The organism is Akkermansia sp. NBRC 115031, from assembly GCF_030268505.1.
GTDB classification, from domain to species: Bacteria; Verrucomicrobiota; Verrucomicrobiia; order Verrucomicrobiales; family Akkermansiaceae; genus Akkermansia; species Akkermansia massiliensis.
On record NZ_BSQU01000006.1, the window covers coordinates 208,388 to 226,185 of the forward strand.

The 17,798-nt window shown below is 57.8% G+C and carries 15 protein-coding genes; 4 read left to right on the forward strand and 11 right to left on the reverse strand.

Annotated elements, in window-relative coordinates; all coding sequences use genetic code 11:
- Window positions 1-9: 9 nt before the first annotated feature.
- The 6 genes from tyrS to QSJ36_RS09705 form a co-directional block, all read right to left on the reverse strand.
- Complete coding sequence (gene tyrS / locus QSJ36_RS09680) at window positions 10-1,191, reverse strand: tyrosine--tRNA ligase (protein WP_102721061.1); 1,182 nt, start codon at window positions 1,189-1,191, stop codon at window positions 10-12.
- 257 nt (window positions 1,192-1,448) lie between these two features.
- The gene (locus QSJ36_RS09685; RefSeq protein ID WP_146017944.1) at window positions 1,449-1,679 is read right to left on the reverse strand and encodes a hypothetical protein; all 231 of its coding nucleotides are present in this window, start codon (window positions 1,677-1,679) and stop codon (window positions 1,449-1,451) included.
- 59 nt (window positions 1,680-1,738) lie between these two features.
- Complete coding sequence (locus QSJ36_RS09690) at window positions 1,739-2,101, reverse strand: DMT family protein (RefSeq protein ID WP_102721059.1); 363 nt, start codon at window positions 2,099-2,101, stop codon at window positions 1,739-1,741.
- Window positions 2,102-2,120: 19 nt separating this feature from the next.
- Window positions 2,121-3,077, reverse strand: coding sequence for an ABC transporter permease (locus QSJ36_RS09695; protein WP_250715176.1), 957 nt, complete (start codon window positions 3,075-3,077; stop codon window positions 2,121-2,123).
- Window positions 3,074-3,988: an ABC transporter permease gene (locus tag QSJ36_RS09700; protein WP_102729144.1), complete on the reverse strand. Its 915-nt coding sequence runs from the start codon at window positions 3,986-3,988 to the stop codon at window positions 3,074-3,076. The genes QSJ36_RS09695 and QSJ36_RS09700 overlap by 4 nt, the downstream gene beginning before the upstream one ends.
- A 5-nt stretch (window positions 3,989-3,993) precedes the next feature.
- Window positions 3,994-5,853 carry a peptide ABC transporter substrate-binding protein gene (locus QSJ36_RS09705; RefSeq protein ID WP_285468519.1) on the reverse strand — a complete coding sequence of 620 codons (1,860 nt, stop codon included), beginning with the start codon at window positions 5,851-5,853 and terminating at the stop codon, window positions 3,994-3,996.
- A 468-nt stretch (window positions 5,854-6,321) separates the two neighbouring features.
- Between QSJ36_RS09705 and QSJ36_RS09710 the strand changes: the two genes are divergently transcribed.
- Window positions 6,322-8,457, forward strand: coding sequence for an alpha-L-fucosidase (locus QSJ36_RS09710; RefSeq protein ID WP_215442772.1), 2,136 nt, complete (start codon window positions 6,322-6,324; stop codon window positions 8,455-8,457).
- A 355-nt stretch (window positions 8,458-8,812) separates the two neighbouring features.
- On the opposite strand, the gene QSJ36_RS09715 is transcribed toward QSJ36_RS09710, so the two are convergent.
- Window positions 8,813-9,778 carry a thioredoxin family protein gene (locus QSJ36_RS09715; protein ID WP_102721055.1) on the reverse strand — a complete coding sequence of 322 codons (966 nt, stop codon included), beginning with the start codon at window positions 9,776-9,778 and terminating at the stop codon, window positions 8,813-8,815.
- A 213-nt stretch (window positions 9,779-9,991) separates the two neighbouring features.
- On the opposite strand from QSJ36_RS09715, the gene QSJ36_RS09720 reads away from it, so the two are divergent.
- The 3 genes from QSJ36_RS09720 (at window position 9,992) to QSJ36_RS09730 (ending at window position 13,025) form a co-directional block, all read left to right on the forward strand.
- Complete coding sequence (locus QSJ36_RS09720; RefSeq protein WP_102729548.1) at window positions 9,992-11,215, forward strand: saccharopine dehydrogenase family protein; 1,224 nt, start codon at window positions 9,992-9,994, stop codon at window positions 11,213-11,215.
- A gap of 141 nt (window positions 11,216-11,356) precedes the next feature.
- Window positions 11,357-11,689 (forward strand): SMR family transporter, encoded by a 333-nt coding sequence (locus QSJ36_RS09725; protein WP_022397508.1) that lies wholly within the window; start codon window positions 11,357-11,359, stop codon window positions 11,687-11,689.
- Between the two features lie 352 nt (window positions 11,690-12,041).
- Window positions 12,042-13,025 carry a metallophosphoesterase gene (locus QSJ36_RS09730; protein ID WP_215442774.1) on the forward strand — a complete coding sequence of 328 codons (984 nt, stop codon included), beginning with the start codon at window positions 12,042-12,044 and terminating at the stop codon, window positions 13,023-13,025.
- A 23-nt stretch (window positions 13,026-13,048) separates the two neighbouring features.
- Here the strand turns inward: QSJ36_RS09730 and QSJ36_RS09735 are convergent, their stop codons facing one another.
- The 4 genes from QSJ36_RS09735 to QSJ36_RS09750 form a co-directional block, all read right to left on the reverse strand.
- The gene (locus tag QSJ36_RS09735; RefSeq protein ID WP_215442775.1) at window positions 13,049-13,855 is read right to left on the reverse strand and encodes a hypothetical protein; all 807 of its coding nucleotides are present in this window, start codon (window positions 13,853-13,855) and stop codon (window positions 13,049-13,051) included.
- Complete coding sequence (locus QSJ36_RS09740; protein ID WP_251828049.1) at window positions 13,824-14,711, reverse strand: serine protease; 888 nt, start codon at window positions 14,709-14,711, stop codon at window positions 13,824-13,826. The genes QSJ36_RS09735 and QSJ36_RS09740 overlap by 32 nt, the downstream gene beginning before the upstream one ends.
- Window positions 14,712-14,942: 231 nt before the next feature.
- Entirely contained in the window at window positions 14,943-16,328 is a 1,386-nt protein-coding gene (locus QSJ36_RS09745; RefSeq protein ID WP_285468524.1) for a DUF6056 family protein, read from the reverse strand.
- A complete protein-coding gene (locus tag QSJ36_RS09750) occupies window positions 16,328-17,779 on the reverse strand; it encodes a hypothetical protein (protein ID WP_285468525.1) in 1,452 nt (483 codons plus the stop codon). The genes QSJ36_RS09745 and QSJ36_RS09750 overlap by 1 nt, the downstream gene beginning before the upstream one ends.
- Between the last annotated feature and the right edge of the window lie 19 nt (window positions 17,780-17,798).

Sequence of the window (17,798 nt, forward strand, 5' to 3'; positions counted from 1 at the left end):
TCCGGCTCCCTACTTGAAGCGCACGGCGTGCTTCTTGCTCAGGCGCAGAACGCTGCCGGGGGCCAGCTCCGGCACGGCGGCGGGGTCCGTCACCTTGGCGTCGTTCAACTGGATGGCGCCGGGCGTGAAATGCTCCTTGCGCAAAACGCCGTTGGACTTCTTCACCTGGAAAACGTTCTCAAAAAGGAAGGCCACCAGGGCCAGCGCATTCATGCCGGCAGGCAGGGAGGCGATCTCCACTTCCGGCAAATCCGCGGCGGCCAGGTCCCTCTTGGAGAAACGGGTTTCCCAGTCCGCGCGGGCGGCGTCCGCGGCGGCGGAGTCGTGATAGCGGGCCGTAATCTTCCAGGCCAGCAGCTTCTTGGCTTCCATCGGGTGCAGTCCCATGTCCCGCTTCTCGCCCAGCAGCACCTGGTAATAGCGGTCCATCAGCTCGTCGCTGGCGCTCATCATCTTGCCGAACATCATTTCCGGCGCTTCATCCACGCCCACGTAATTCCCGTAGGACTTGGACATCTTGCGCACGCCGTCCAGGCCTTCCAGCAGGGGCATCGTCATGGCGATCTGGGGCAGCATGCCCTCCTCCTTCTGGAGGTCGCGCCCTACCAGGATGTTGAAAAGCTGGTCCGTGCCGCCCAGTTCCACGTCCGACCGGATTTCCACGGAATCCCAGCCCTGCATGATCGGGTACTGCATTTCGTGCAGGCGCACCTCCTTGCCGCCCTCCACGCGGGCCTTGAAATCCTCCCGGGCCAGCATCTGCTGCATGGTCACGCGGGAATTGAGCTTAAGCACTTCCTCATACGTCATCTTGCGGAACCAGTCCCCGTTGTAGACGATCTCCGTCCTGTCCCGGTCCAGAATCTTGAACGCCTGCTTGGTGTATGTCTCCGCATTCTCCAGCACCTGTTCACGGGAAAGAGGGGGCCGCGTGACGGAACGGCCGGAGGGATCCCCGATGGTGGCCGTGAAATCCCCGATGAGCAAAATGGCCTGGTGGCCCAGTTCCTGGAACTGGCGCAGTTTTTCAATAGCCACGGTATGGCCCAGGTGAATATCCGGCGCGGTGGGGTCCACACCCAGCTTCACGCGCAGGGGACGGCCCAGCTTGAGGCGCTCCTTCAACTCTTCACGGCTGATCACGACGGCGGTACCGCCCATCAATATGTCTAATTGCTCATCTATAGTCATTGATCTGGCGCATAGAGTGCCGGGGGCACCGCGCCTTTTCAAGCTTATATCCTGTGCGCGAAGCATCAGGCCCGGCAAAGGGCCCTCCGGAGCCCGTGCCGGTACCGGGAAGCGGGCGGCCCGGAGGTGGTATCCGTGCCACGCAGGGAACGGCATGCCAAAACTGCGTCCCTTCACACGCCCTTCCCGCCAACGCCGCTCCATGGTTTACGCTGCCCTTTTCCGCAAGCGGCGGCGTTCCTGCGGAACCGCAAAAACTACATGAGCTGGTACAGGCGGGGATAGGAAGCCTGGTTGGCGGTCACGTAATGCGGGCGGGGCTTGGGACCCGGCCTGTTCTGCCCGTGATGCCAGCCGTTGTTATAATCATTATGGTTATAATGGTGCGACGGACCGGGGCGGTAATAATCATTATTATTATGGCGATGGTGGCAGCCTGCGGCCAGGACGGCTACGGCTGCTGCTGCAAGAATAGGTATTATTTTCATATTCATCTTTCTAAATGGTAAGACCACCCTGAAAGAGGAATGCGAACGAAAAAAGTCTGTCACCCGAGCAAACGCTCCCTATTGACAAAGAAAACGGCCCCCAGCACGCATAAAAAAGCCCACAGGTAGTCCCACTTCCATTTCTCCCCGATGTAGAACAGGGCGAAGGGGATGAACACGCACAGGGTGATCACCTCCTGCATGATCTTGAGCTGGGCCACGTTAAGGCCTCCCGCATTGCCCAGGCGGTTGGCGGGAATCATGAAGCAGTACTCGAAAAACGCCACGCCCCAGCTCATCAGGATAATCAGCAGCAGGGGCTTGTCGTCCGCCGCGGAACCCTTCTTCAAATGCCCGTACCACGCCCACGTCATAAAAACGTTGGAGACCACCAGCATGGAAATCGTTAAAGCAACCTTCATTGTCTTTTATTCAAAAGCGTCAATCCTTGGAAGACTTGGGGTCCAGGGCGTCACGCAGCCCGTCCCCCAGGAAATTCAGCGCCAGCAGGGTAGCGGAAAACAGCAGCGCCGGGAACAGGAGCAGTTCCGGGCTCACCTCCATGCGGTCCGCCCCCTCCTTGATCAGCGTGCCCCAGGAAGAATTGGGAGCCTTCACGCCCAGGCCCAGGAAGGACAGGACAGCCTCCAGCAGCATGATGCCGGGAACGGCCAGCGTCGTGTACACGATGACGGACCCGAACAAATTCGGCGCAATGTGGCGGAACAGAATCTTCATGTGCCCGATGCCCAGGGAGCGGGCCGCCTCCACGAACTCCTGCCCCTTCAGCTCCAGCGTCTGCGTGCGGACGATGCGCGCCAGCGTCAGCCAGCCCAGCGCGCCGATGGCGATGAAGAGGGGAATCAATCCGGTCATGGGACTCACCATCTCCACGGACCAGCCCGTGACGCCGGAAACCCACTGCGTCAGCTGCTGGGCGGGTTCCTCCACGGACAGGGAGAAAATAATCACCAGCACGATGAACGGCAGGGCGAAAAGCACGTCCACCAGGCGCATCATCAGGGCGTCCAGCCTGCCCCCGGCATAACCGGAAACCAGCCCGTACGTCACGCCGATGACCAGGGAAACGCCCGTGGCCACCACGCCCACCAGCAGGGAAATGCGGCCCCCGTACAGCACGCGCGCCAGCAGGTCCCGCCCGAGCTGGTCCGTGCCGAACCAGTGCTGCCAGGAAGGACTTTCCGCAATGCGGGACAGGTCCTGCACATTCGGGTGCGGCAGCCACGGCAGCAGCGGACCCAGAAAACAGGCCGCCACAATCAGCGCCAGCGCCAGCAGGGAAAACATGGCCGCGCGGTTGCGCGAAAGCCGCAGAAAGGCGTCTCTCCACAGGGAGGAGCCCTGCTCCTCCATGCTGTTCCATTCCCTGTTCTTCATGACTCCGCCCTCAATCTGGGGTTGACGGCCATCTGCACCAGGTCCACGGCCAGGTTGGCCGCTACGATCAGGATGCCGTAAAACAGGACAAGCCCCTGGATCAGGAAATAATCCCGGTCCGTGGTGGCGTTCACGAAATGCTGGCCCATGCCGGGAACCTGGAAGCAGGTCTCCACTACAAAGGAGCCGGTAATCATGGCGGCAAAGGCCGGCCCCAGATAGGAAAGGGCCGGAATCAGGCCGCCGCGCAGGGCGTGCTTCCAGACCGTGCGGAAGGGGCCCGCCCCCTTGGCGCGGGCCGTCCTGATGAAATCCTGTCCCAGCACCTCAAGCATGCCTCCGCGCGTCAGGCGCGCTAGGTACGCGGCATTCACCAATCCCAGCGTCAGCGCAGGCAGCACCACGCAGCCGGGAGAATCCCATCCGGCAACGCTCAGGCCGGGCACATGCATGCCCAGCGCCACACCCAGCAGCGGAGCCACCACGAAGGCGGGAATACAGATGCCGGCCATGGAAACCAGCATCACCCACCAGTCCATCCACCGGTTCTTGTACAGGGCCGCCACGATCCCGGCGGGAATGCCCACCAGAATGGAAATCACCATGCCTATGACGCCAAGCTGGAGGGATACCGGGAATGACTGGCCGATCATGTCCGCCACGCTGATGCCCTCCTTCACCAGGGACGGCCCCAGGTCGCCATGGACCAGCATGTTCCACCAGTAGCGCCCGTACTGGACCAGGGAGCTCTGGTCCAGCCCGTAGCTGGTCTGGAGCTGCTGGAGGACGTGCTCCGGCAGCTTCTTCTCCCCCATGAAGGGGTGGCCCGGCAGCAGGCGTATCAGGAAAAACGTCACGGTCTCCAGCACCAGCAGGACCAGAAGCCCCTGCCCCAGGCGTTTCAAAATCATCCTGGTCAAGGCGCGGCCTCCTTCCCCTGCTCCCTGGGCGCGCCCAGGCTGATGTCTTCAAACAAATGGTTGTCCAGCAGCAGGGGATGCCATCCCCGCACCTCCGGACTCTTCAAATAGGACCGCCTGGCCCAGTACAGGGGAATCACCGGAGACTCCGAAAGCATCAGCGCTTCCGCACGGGCCAGCAGGGCCATGCGCTTCTCCTGGTCTCCCGTGGCGCGGCTCTCCGCCAGCAGGCGCTCATACTCCGGGCGGGACCAGCCCGTGTTGTTGTTCCCGGAGGCGGAGCTCCACAAATCCAGAAAACTGGACGGGTCCAGATAATCCCCGGACCAGGAGGAGGAACTGAAATCATACTGCATGGAATTCTGCGCGAACTTGTAGGCCGTCCATTCACAGGAACGGATATCCACGTGAACGCCCAGGTGCCTCTTCCACATGCCCTGGATGGCTTCCGCCATCGTCTTCTGCACCTCCCTGGACGTGGTCATCAACTCCAGCCGCGGAAACCCCTTTCCGCCGGGGAAACCCGCCTGCGCCAGCAGGGCGCGCGCCTTCTCCGGATTGAACTCCACCCCGTGCGGCGTCTTGTAGCCTGCGCCGTCCGGCGTAAAGCCGAAGCACGGCTGGCCGCCCCCGCACACCACGTCACGCACCAGGGTCTCCCGGTCCACGGCCAGGGAAAGGGCACGCCTGACGCGGGCGTCATCCAGCGGCGCGCGCGACGTATTTAGCCGGTAAAAAATAGTCACGTAATAATCATCCTGGCAGAAATCACCGCCGCCGCGCTCCCGCGCGTACGCCGTCATTTCCGGGGGAACGTTATTGGTGACATGGAGCTTGCCGTTGAAAAACATGCGGGTTTCCGTAAAGCCGTTCACGGTGGGTAGAAAACGGACCCCGTTCAGCCGGACGGAGGAGGCGTTCCGGTAGCGGGGATTGCGCCGCACCTCCACATAATCATTGAAACGGTGCTCCGCCATCAGAAAAGGACCATTCCCCACAGCCTTGCCGGGCCGCGTCCAGCCCCCCGTCCTGTCCAGCATGCCGCCGTGGGCTTCCACCGTATGGCGGGGAACCGGAAACCAGGTGCAATGAAGCAGCAGCAGGGGAAGCTGGGGCATCGGAGAACGCATTTCCAGCTCCAGGGTATGATCGTCCGCGGCGCGCACGCCCACACGGGCCTCCTCCCACAAATCCGGTCTTCCGGCCCGGACATCCTCCAGCATCCGGGCCGCGATTCTCCGCGCGCCTTCCTCCGGCATTCCGTCCGGCCACTCCATCCGGGAAATATCCTTCCGCAGCGCCTCCAGCTCCCGGGCGCCCATGCCGTCCAGCCTCTCCCAATCCACCCGTGCCAGAGCCTCTCCATCCAGCCCCGCTTCCCCGGCCAGCCGGGAACCGGGGCCGCACAGCAGCAGGCTGCGCCTGTTCCGGTTGTAAGCCTCCGCATTCTTCAGCGGATAAAGCATGTCCGCATACCTTCCGCCAAACTCCGGATGAAGCAGGCGGTGGTAGGCATAAACGAAATCATGGGCCGTCACCGGAACGCCGTCGCTCCACACGGCGTCCTTCCGCAGGGAAAACCGCCACTTGTCCGCCTCCGGATTATGCGTCCAGGACTCCGCCACGGCTGGATGAAAAACGGCGTCATCCCTGGAATCCCCGCGCAGCAGCCCTTCCATCACGGCATTGATAATCTTGAAATCGGAAACGGAGGTGGCAATATGCGGATCAAAACTCTGCGGTTCCGCATTATTGCCCACGATCAGCACTCCTTCCTCCTGCGCCCGTTCCACGCTGGTACGCGTATCGCATCCGGCGAGCAGCAGCATCACACAGAACATCATGAACAGGCGCATGGCGGGATTCTGTCAGGTTTCCTTCCCCCGCGCAAGGCTTCACCTCAAGAAATACAACCGCCGCTCCGCGGCTCACGGAATCTTCCCGGAAATCCCTCCCTCCGCTACTGCCGGGCATCATGCCGCTCCGTTCACGGCCGGCCCGTACTTGTGGACATTCCTTTGCCGGCAGGGAGGCGGTTCCTCTCCTGAACCAAACCAACAACGGGCACGAAACACTTCCCGAGGGAAAAACCGGCCGCCGCAGGATATCTTCACAAAAACCGTCTAAAAGAGACGCTTGCGCGCCGGGAAGCCTGGGCAAATACGCCGCCTGTCCTCCCCCGCCTCAGATGCATGACGTGCCGCCTTCCCATCCCCCACAGGATTCTACCGGAAGGAAATCCCGGAAACCGCCTCCACTGGTCTTTTCTGAAACAGTCTTTTTTATCCTGTTTTCCCAACTGTTCCTCCCTTAATTTTTCCCCCATGTTTAAACTCAAAAACCATGCCTTCTGTCTTCTGACCGCATTTGGGGGGATGCTCCTCACTCCGGCCTGGGGAGAGCCCGTAGCTCCGTGGCTCAGAGCCTACATTAACGGGGAGGAAGTGGTCGGAACCACGCTGGAGAGCCGCTACAGCACTCCTGAGGACGAACCCGCCAGCCCTGTCATCCAATGGGAAAAAGCGGATTCCCGGACCGGAAAGCCCGTGCTGGTGCAGCAGGGCAAGGACGCGGAATCCTACACCCTGACGGACAAGGACGCCGGAAAATATTTCCGGATCATCGTGGGCGGCGGCACGAAGGATGCGATTGCCAGCCCGTGGATAGGCCCGGTCATTACGGAAAAGCAGGCGGAAAGCATCAACAATCGTTTTGACCCCGGAAAAAGCTATCAGGAAAACGTGGACGCACTCCAGAAGGAGCTGTCTGAAAAGCTCAAGGACGCCGTTTATTTCACCGTGGACACGGACAAACTCCACGGTGCCCCCTACGCGATGGCGGCCAACGAACGGATAGCCCTGCCGGAAGACATCAGGCCCTTCCGGGAAAACGGGAAAATCTATGTAAACCACCCCTTTGTGCAGGCCGTTTTCAAGAAGGAGCTGCCGGACGAAATCATGGAGGAAGCGGGCGGCCAGAAGGCCTACGAAATAGGGAACGTGGCCAGGGCGCTGAAACTCAACCTCTGGCTGGGAGACAAGGAAAAGGCTCCCCTCCCGAACTTCCGCATGCAGCCCATGGCGGAAGGACTGGTGGTTCTTTCCCCTGAAAAAAACGTCTTTTCCCCGGTCGCGGACCGCGACCTGATCAATGAAGCCGTCAACAGGCTCTTCGACTTCAAGGCCAGTGACGAACAGTTAAAATGGTTCCGGGACGCCAAATTCGGCCTCTTTGTCCACTGGAACCCCTCTTCCCTGCTGGAACGGGAAATCAGCTGGGAACGCAATGCGGCGCGCCCCAAAGACAGCGCAAGCGGCCATAAAAACATCATGGACTTTGAATATGACTCCGCCCACCGCCGCTTCAATCCCAAACAATACGATCCCCGGAAGTGGATGTCCGTCGCCAAAAAAAGCGGCATGAAATATGCCGTGCTGACCACCAAGCACCACGACAGCTTCTCCAACTTCCCCTCCGACTACGACACCTTCACCATCGCCAATACCCCCTACGGCAAGGATATCGTGGGGCAATTCGCGGCGGCGGTCCATGCGGCAGGGCTCAGGCTGGGCTTCTACTACTCCGGGCGGGACTGGTACAATCCCTACTACCTGACCGACCAGCACTACCGCTACCTGGAATACTACTTCGGCCAGATCAGTGAACTGCTCACCCGCTACGGACAGGTGGACGTGCTGTGGTTCGACAGCCTGGGCAACAGCTCCCTCAACCAGTGGGATCCCCGCACCATGATGCGCCGCATCAAGCAGTACCAGCCGGACATTCTGGTCAACAACCGCATGAACGGCACCCGCGGAGGCAACAAGGGTCCGCTGCCCGACGACCTGAAAGGAGATTTCCTGACGCCGGAATGCAAGCTGGGGCCGTTCAATGACAAAACGCCCTGGGAAAGCTGCATGACCGTGGCGGACATCCCCGGCACCCGCTGGACGGGCAACTGGTCCTACACCTCCAAGGCGAAGGCCAAGCCCGTGGAAACCTCCATCAAATTCCTGATCAACAACACCGTCAAGGACGGCAACCTGCTTTACAACATCGGACCCACGCCGCTGGGCACGTTCGACCCGAAACAGGCTGAAACCTTCCTGGCCATGGGCAAGTGGATCGCCCCCTACCGGGAAGCCATTTACAACACCCGCGGAGGTCCCTACAAGGACCAGCCCTGGGGCGGCAGCTGCTACAAGACGGACCGGCGCGGCAAAAAAACCGTCTACCTGCATGTCAGCCCGCTGATTGCTCAACAAGGAAAAGAGCTGAAAGGCTCCGAACCTCTCTTCATCAAGGACATCGGCGAGAAATTCACAAAAGCGACCGTCATCGTGAACGGCAGTGGAAACGGAAAAGCCGCCAAGCTTGAAAAGGAAGGCGCCCAATACAAAATCACGCTGCCCGCAGGCGTGGCCTGGGACAGCCTGGACACCGTCATCAAGCTTCAATAACGCCCTTTTTCTCCCACGGAGAGAGCATGCAGCCAGCCGGCCCGGCATCATGCCGGGGCCGGTTTTTTTATTCCGCAAAACAGGCATGCATGCTCCACAGGATTCCTTTCTCTTCCATAACCGGGCTTGGCGGAAAGAGCGGCGCGGCGCGATGCTCCCTTCTCCGCAGCCGCGTGTAAAAGAGGAACAGACGCCTTCAAGGCAGGCTGCACCCGGCGGGAACTGACGGGCACCCTCTCAACGGAAGCCGCTTAAGCGAGCAGCTCATGGCGAAAAAAAGAAAAGCCCCGCAGCGGCATGAACCGCTGCGGGGCCGTTTTCCAAAATCAGGGAATCAAGGAAAGGGAGCTTTTACTTACTTGCTCTGGGCCTTCTTGGCTGCTTCAATCTGAGCTTTGATCTGGTCCTTGTTGGCAAGAATGCCGGCCTTGATGCGGGGAGCACGCTGCCCGGCTTCCGTACCCGGCATCAATTCGGCCACCTTGTCCAGAATCAGCACGGCACCGTCTACGTCACCAGTGGAATTCAGGTAGGTCCCGAACTCCATCATCAGCAAATCCTGCTGGGTTTCCGGCAGAAGCTTGTCACGGTCGGGATAAGCCTTGACCACCTGGAGAGCTTCCGCAGGCGTGGTCTTGTCCGTCAGCTTGCCGGCAAGATAATCCTGGACGTCCTTCTGTTCCTTCTTAAGCTGGTCGGCGTGCGCGTCAGCGGCTTTCAAGCCGGACTTGTCATCCTTGTCCAGCTTCTTGATTTCCGCCTTCACGTCGCCGTAAAAATTGTCCACATACTCCTGGGGCGCCAGCTTGAGCACTTCCATCAGGGCGGCAACCTTCGCTTCATCCGTGGTGGCCTTGGCTACATTTGCCTCAGCGGCGTTCAGGGCTTCCTTGTTCTTCAAGGCGTCCTGCATGGCCTTCATCACGTCATCCTTGGAACGGCCGCCCACAAATCCCCCGAAGGGCTTGCCGGAAGCGTCCGCAAACACGATCGTCGGGAATCCCTGCACGCCGTACTGCTGGGCAAGCTTGTCATTGGCGGCTTTCATTTCCTTGGACTGTTCCTTGCCGCGCGGATAATCCAGCTCCACGAGCACGAAATTCTTCTGGGCGTCCTTCTGGAAATCAGGCTTGCTGAACACGTTGGCGCGGAGCTGCATGCAGGGCGGGCACCAGTCGGAACCGGTGAACTCGATCATGAGGTCCTTCTTCTGTTCGGCGGCCTGCTTCTTGGCGGCATCCATATCGGTAATCCATCCTTCCGCGGCAAAACAGGGAGCGACGCAGGCGGCAACAACTATTGGCAGAATTTGTCTAATCATATCTACAGTTCAATATTGAAGAGTCCGACATCCAGCGTCAATCTCTTGTTCAATCATTTTTGGAAAATTTCCAAAAGGCCGCGCCTTCCGCAAGGAAAACGCCGTCCGGCAGCCGACAGGAACGGCCATTTGGACCGTGGGAAGGCAGTGTCATTATTGCACCAAATCCGGGGTTGCCTTTCAAACTGTTTTCACTTATGTACTGGGCATATCATGAACACGGTTTTAATCATTGGAGCAGGCGGCGTCGGACATGTGGTAGCCAACAAATGCGCCCAACTGCCGGACATCTTTCAAAACATTCATCTGGCCTCCCGCACGAAAAGCAAATGTGACGCCATTGCGGACGATGTACGCGCCAGAACGGGCGTCAATATCACCACCCACGCCGTGAACGCGGACGACGTGCCCGCCACCGTGGCCCTCATCCGGGAAGTCAAGCCGCAGCTGCTGATCAACGTGGCCCTTCCCTACCAGGATTTGAACCTGATGGACGCCTGCCTGGAAACCGGCGTTAACTACCTGGACACCGCCAACTATGAACCCCGGGACGTAGCCAAATTCGAATACTCCTGGCAATGGGCGTACCAGGACAAATTCCGCAAGGCCGGACTCTTTGCCCTGCTGGGCTCCGGCTTTGACCCCGGCGTCACCAACGTCTTCACGGCATGGGCGCTCAAGCACCACTTTGACGAAATCCATACGCTGGACATCATTGACGTCAACGGCGGCAATCACGGCAAGGCCTTCGCTACCAACTTCAACCCGGAAATCAACATCCGGGAAGTGACTGCCCCCTGCCGCCACTGGGAAGACGGCGCCTTCCGGGAAACCGCCCCCATGAGCATGCACCGGAGCTTCACCTGCCCGCAGGAAGTGGGCACCTATGAAATCTACCGCATGTACCATGAAGAAATGGAAAGCCTGGTCAAGCACATCCCCACCATCCGCCGGGCCCAATTCTGGATGTCCTTCTCCCCGAACTACCTCAAGCACCTGGAAGTGCTCCAGAACGTGGGCATGACCCGGATTGACCCGGTCATGTACAATGGAGTGGAAATCATTCCGCTTCAATTCCTCAAGGCTGTGCTGCCGGACCCGGGGGACCTGGGCAAGACCACGAAAGGAAAAACCTGCATCGGCAACGTCATCACCGGAACCAAGGACGGCCAATTCAAGGCCGTGTACATCTACAACATCTGCGACCATGAAAAATGCTTTGAAGAAGTTGGATCCCAGGCCATCTCCTACACCACGGGGGTTCCGGCCATGATCGGCGCGGAAATGATCCTTACGGGCAAATGGTCCGGCGCTGGCGTCTTCAACATGGAGCAGAACGATCCGGACCCCTTCATGGACGAACTCAACAAGCGCGGCCTTCCCTGGCACTGCGTGGAACTCACGGAAGAACAGGCCAAAGCCCTGCAAGTCCATTGACAGCAGCCTCCGGCCGAAGCCGTCCGCTCCATCAAAAGCCGGGCATTGACTTCTCAAATGCCTGGCTTTTACTCTCTCAAATCTTCACGATGCCCATAATCATTGGCGGTTCCCGGGCGATGCCTTAGCAGGAACGAATCCATGAAAGCATATCTTATCCTGTTGCTGGCGATTGTTCTGGAAACAATCGCCACCTCTTTCCTGAAGCAGAGCGAACAATTTACCAGGCTCCTGCCCACCATCATAACCGTAGCCGGATATGCAGGCTCCTTCTACTGCCTCAGCCTGGTGCTGAAAAACATCCCTGTGGGCATTGCGTATGCCATCTGGTCGGGAATGGGCATTGTGCTGATCTCCGCCATCGGGTGGGTGGCATTCAAGCAGCACCTGGACTTGGCGGCGATTTCAGGTCTGGCGCTCATCATTGCCGGAGTATTGGTAATCAATATCTTTTCCAACTCCGTTTCCCACTGATGGGAAAAAACGGAAAAGCATTCCCTGCAAGGGGATGACGGCCCTCCCCTCCGGGCAGCGGCAACCGGAATAGAAAAACGCCTCTTCACTGAAAAGAGGGTAAAACCTTCCGGAAGCCCGGCAAGCCGATCTTCACAATGGCTCATTCCTCCGCCAATAAAATCCGTCAAAGGACCTGTTTCTCCGGTGAAAAAGAGTATCCCTCTCATGATTCTAACTGCTGTGGAGCTTTTCTGGCCAGCCCCGAACTGCCACCTTTAAAAGGAAAAAGAGAAGCACCCGTCCGGCCTTCTTCCGGCGCATGCATAATTTTCTGGCCTGGAAAGCAGGCGGGCGGTAAAAACGAGGTGCCATGAAATATCTTGCGCTATTTCTCATCTTTCTGTTTCAAGCGGCGCACGCGGAGGAACCCGCTCCGTGGAGAATCGCCATCATCGGCGACACGCATGACTCCCCTAAACGCATGGAAGGAAGCGAAGGGGTAGCCGTCAACTTCATCAAAACCCTCTATGGGGAAATCCTGAAGCACCAGGTGGACATGGTCGTCCAGGTGGGGGACATGGCGGACATTGAAGGAAGCGCCCCCGTCAACGGACTCGCCAAGCGCAAGGAACTCAACAAGATGCTGGAGGAAAAAGGCATCCCCTTCTACGCCGTGCGCGGCAACCATGAATCGCTGCCCTTCCGCGCGGAACAATTCAGGGAACTCTTCCTGCCTACCCGGAAACAGGGCGCCAAAGGGCTGGCCACCAGAAAACTGAACTACGGCATCCGCCATAAAAACGCCTCCCTGTACTTCATGGACATTGACCTGACCCCGGACCAGCTCGTAGACTTCAGCGCGTGGGTTAAACGTAACAGGAGCAAGGCCAACACCGTTCCGCTCCATTGCCTAATTTTCACCCACCGCACCCTGCAAACTCCCATGCAATTCCGGGAATGCCTGTGGGGCCGCTACAACGACAGCGCGGCGGAACAGCAGAACATCTTTTACCGCAACCTCCGGGACGCCGGCGTTCGGTTCGTCGTCACCGGGCACCTGCATGCCCACGACCTGTACATGATTACATCCCCGGACGGGAAAAACACCCTCACCTCCCTCATCTGCGCCCCCGCGGGCAACAAGGTGCTGCCCATCCCCTTCCTTCTGCCCGCAAAATCCCGCGTAAAAACCCTGCAATACCGCTCCGGCATCACGGCCTACTACATCCTGAACATCTACCCGGACTCCATGACTCTGGACACCTATGCCGCCCCCAACAACGGCATCACGGACCAAGGCCCGCAAGGAAGCGAATTCAAAAAACTGCACTCTTACGCGATTCCGATGAATTAAAACATAGAGAGGGATAATTCCTCTCACAATGAAATAACACCCTCCGACGTGGAAGAAATGGAGCCCTTATGAAAACCTCTCCCAAAAAAATGATCCGAGCTAACAGTATAATGATCTTCTTTTCCTAAAAGAAGGCGTAATGCAAATTTATCAGCCTCAAGTGTGCTTCCCTTTAACTTTTTTTCGGCTTGGGCCAGTGAATAAAATCCAAGGAATTTATCTTTGACAGGTCTAAAACCAGGATAATGAAGTTCAAATGGACGTCTGGGAAACAAGGAATTCGGTTTCAATACCGCATAATGAATATAAAAGGCGTAATGCCTCCCCTCTTTTTTACGGAAAGCCAATGCGTTGAATCTTACCGGAAAGGGAAATTCACGGTAGGAAACGAACGGCAACCAAAAACAGTTCACATAAGCTCCTATCTTTTGTGTAAAAGGGTGATACGCATTTAAAACAATCTTCTTCCCACTGTAAATGGCTCCATAAAATTGTTCCAGTCCCGAAGAAAGCAATAAAGAGTGCTTGGCTTTTTCAAAATGATGGTTGACGTCTTCTCTAGAGAATAATCCTACTTTCCCGGCAGCAACGTCATAAAGAACATAGGAAAATTTAATGACAACATAATTTTTCTTGTTGGAGTCTGACAACCGGACGAGCTGAGCCTTTTCCAACAACTTTTTAGGATCGATTTCTTCCAGTTTAATCTCCCGGCTTTTGTCTAAATCATCAGCTCCTGCGTACAGGATATTCTTCCTGCGCGAAAGGGGAACCGCCAGCTTTTCCTTTTCCTGACTTTCAGAGAGACCAGGAGACTTTTCTTCCATCATGAGCCGCTTGCTTTTCAAGTTCTATGATTTCCTTAGCTTTAACGGCTTTCCCCAAATTAAGAGGAATCCCCACTCTAACACACATCTCGCTTCTTGCGTCGTGTCCCCCGGCTACAGGAACGGGGGGAGGATCAGGAAGAATATAAACATTCCCACGGTACTCACTAACATCTGGAATCCACTGCGAAAGAACACCCACAAGTTTGACTGTCCCCTGGGTATTGATACTCATTCTGGTGGCATCTACGCGCAAAGGAGGAACAATGATGAACACAGGTGATCCGCTGGACCCCGGAAAACATGCTGCATCAATAAGAAATGAGGGCACTCCGCAATAATCCACATGGATTGATGTTGCGGTAATTCCCCTTCGGACTATCGGAAGATTATTTTCCACGTCAATGAGGCCTCTGGGATATCCCAACATTAGTACATCCTCAATGCATCCTACGAATTCCTTCTCCGACTCTTGGAGAATAAAATCTTTACTGGTAGATGATATATAAAATTTCAACCCCAGAGGTTCATTGATTCTTACAGCGGCCAAATCAACAGAACGCCCCTTGTCCTTTTTCCAGTCAGGATGAAAGAAGATATTCTCCGCCGAGCAATCTACAACTACCTCCTCCTTATATCCAAAATCAGGAAACCCCATTTCATTTTTAGGCGTCAGGGTGATGTTCATTTTCTCAACACCTTCCAAGACGTGTGCGTTTGTAACCAGTAATAACCCTTTGGTTGCACTGGTATAAAAAAATCCTGTTGCCGTGAATTCCGCACCTTCACAAGACTTTGCAGAGATCAGGGCGGTGCAATGAAGCACGTTGGACAAAAAATCATTGGAAATTCCGATCATGGCATCAGATACTGTTGGTTGTGAACGGTGTAGAATGCCACCTTTTTTATCATAGGGTATTGATAAAAATTTCACATTGCCTTCTCCTTATAGCATAATGAAATATTTCTCCAAAATCAACAATAAATCACCTGTCAGACGTCAGTACATTCCATAGGCAGAAAAATATCTTCCCTTCATCGTATTTCTGCCACCAACGGCAAAAAAATACGTGGTATGAAAGTGAGGAACCTATAGAAGATGAATGCTGTGAACCCCGTAATACACAGCCGCGCCCCGGTTGACGTAGTCTTCCGGGTTTTGCGACAGGTCCACCCAGAAGATGAAGGAGCACCACGGGGAGGGTGGAACGAGGGGAGGAACCACAATTTCCCGAAAGCCGGCCTTTTTCTGTTCCAGAATCAGGCGGACGCGCTTTTCATGCTGCCGGAACAGAAGCAGGTGATCGTGAAGGGTGGAAAGAACGCATATTCCGGACAGCGCCAGAAAAACAGCCACAGTCATCCGCGGACGGGGCTCCGCGGCGGGAATGCCGTACCACACACGGAGAAGAGCCAAAACGCCAATGCCGAACAGCAGGGTGGCGGAGAACATGGCATGGTCCGCCGGAACGACGGCGGCGGCAAAGGAAAGAGCCATGGCATACGCCGTCAGAATGTATGCTGCCGCTGTTCCGATGAAAATTTTCCATGGCCGGAAGGCATTCCGGTTCCTGCGGAAGCTTCTCCACAGCATCCAGGCAGCCACCGCACCCAACAGCAGGGGAAGGACCAGGTATTCATGCATCCGGAGCAGGAGCGCGGGGACCGCTTCCCATCTGTCCCAAACGCCGGAGAGGGGTTCCGCGCAGCCGGGAGTGGCGGAGTGCATCCGCGCAGAGAGGCCGGGCGCAAGCAACATGCACAGAGAACCTGCTACCTGCGCCGCAACGCCCGCATAAAACCACAAGGGAAGTTTTTCCTTCCGGACCAGGCGGACGAAGACAAACAAGGCTCCCAGCAGAAGCCAGGTTCCCGGAATGTTGTTTTCATTAGTCATACCTGCCAACAATCCCAGTACCACTACGCCAGCCCACTGCCCGAAACCCTTTTTAGCAGGCTTTCCTTTTTCCCCGTTTTCCCGATTTTCCAGCAATCCCCGGTACAGGCACAGGAAACCGAGCCAGAGGGCGGCTCCCCAGGAATAGTTGGTAGCGCCGGAGAGCCAGTAAATCGTGACGCCGGGCCGGGCCGTACAGGTGAAGAGCAGGAGAAGCGCCAATCCGAAGAGTCGCACGTCCGGCCAGGAACGGGGGTCCACCCTGCGCCCGGAGGCCAGATAGAACATCATCAGCGCGAGGCAGACCTGTACAAAGGGGTTGAGCAGAATGAAGAGCCATTTGCCCGCCGTCGCCACGGCAAAGGCCAGGTATTCCCCGATTCTGGGGTTCCAGCTCATGTAGGAGGCCACGCAGCGTTCCCAGACCAGGCTGAGGGAGAAACGGTGTTCCATGCCCGTCAGAGCGTGATGGTACGTGTCTGAGGTGAAGGGGCTCCACCAGCTAAGCAACGCCACATACAGCAGAGCGGCTGCAACCAGCGCCCAAAACCATACCCTGGACGTACGGGGAGACGGCATCAGCTCGGGTCCGGTTTCTTCTTCCGCAGCGCCGGGGGCAGGTCCAGGTCTTCCCCGTCCAGAATGAGGGGGCGTACATGGGCAAAGAGTCCGTGTCCCGCGCGCTCTTCCTCTCCTTCTTCCGGGGGAGTTCCTTCTTCCAGTTCCTTGATGTCGGGAACCGGGTCCAATTCCTGTTCCGCATCCGCTCCGGGTTCCTGCGCCGCAGGCGCGGGTTCCGGGAACGTTTCCTCCACGTCCGGCACGAAGGGAACAGGCCTTACAGGCACCAGTTCCTCTTCCAGTTCATGGTCATCCCTTCTGACGGAGGGAATGGAAACGGGAGGTTCCGGCTCCGGACGCCGTTCCGGTTCGGGAACCACGGCGGGAGCCACAGGCTGAATGATGGTTTTCCCATCCCCGATGAAGGGTTCTTCCTCCGGCACAAGAACTGTCTGGAGCTCCGGTTCCCTACGGAAAACGGGAGCAGGAGAAATTTCCGGTTCATTCACGGGCACAACGCCCAGCACGGTCAGGGACAGGCGGTCTTCCGGCTGTTCCACCACGGAAGCGCCGATATGGAGGCGCACGCCGCTCCCCAGGATTTCCGCCACTCCGCCAGCCAGCGCTTCCAGGCGTTTCAGGGTCAGGGAATTGCCGCCGCGCACCAGCACCAGAACGTCGTCCACTTCCCCCAGCCGTTTTTCCAGGAAAAGGGGAGAGTGCCGGACCTGGTCCAGCATGTCCGCCGTGGAAACGTCCGCGGACGCTTCCCCTACGCCGAAGGAGCAAATTCCCTTCCCCGTTCCGGCCACGCGGAGCAGGTCATCCAGCCCTACGCGGAGCAGGCTTCCGGAAGAGTTGAGAAGGGAGGGCACGATGAGCACGGCGCGGGCAATGAGGGCATTGACCACGGAAAAGGCTTCCAACACTCCCTTGTCGGGATCAATCAGGCTTTCCATGGCGTCATTGTCAAACCGCAGCACCATGTCGGAATACAGGGCCAGCCGGGACAGCGCCTCGTCCGCCTGGGCGGCGCGGCGGTCCCCTTCAAACCGGAAGGGGCGGATGACGACGCTGACGACGTAGGAGCCCTGCTCCTTGGCCAGCCGCGCCACCTCCGGCGCCACGCCGGAGCCTGTTCCGCCTCCCAGCCCGGCGGCGAGGACGGTCAGCGCACTGCCTTCCAGGGCCCGGAGGATGGAGGATTCACTTTCACAGGCGGCCTGTGCCCCCACGGAGGCATCCCCTCCGGAGCCGAGCCCCCGGGTAAGCCTGGCCCCCAGATGGACCTTGCACGGAACAGCGGAGGCGTTCAGCAAACGGGCATCCAGATTCATGGCGCACACGGAAGCCGCCTGCGGAGCCAGCAGCAGAACCTCCTCCATCACCTTGGCGCCTGCGGCTCCAATGCCGCACAGGCAGATTTTTCCGGATAGCCCGGACGGGTCCTGGGGAGAAAATTCCAGCATGGTTTTTAATTGGGGTAGA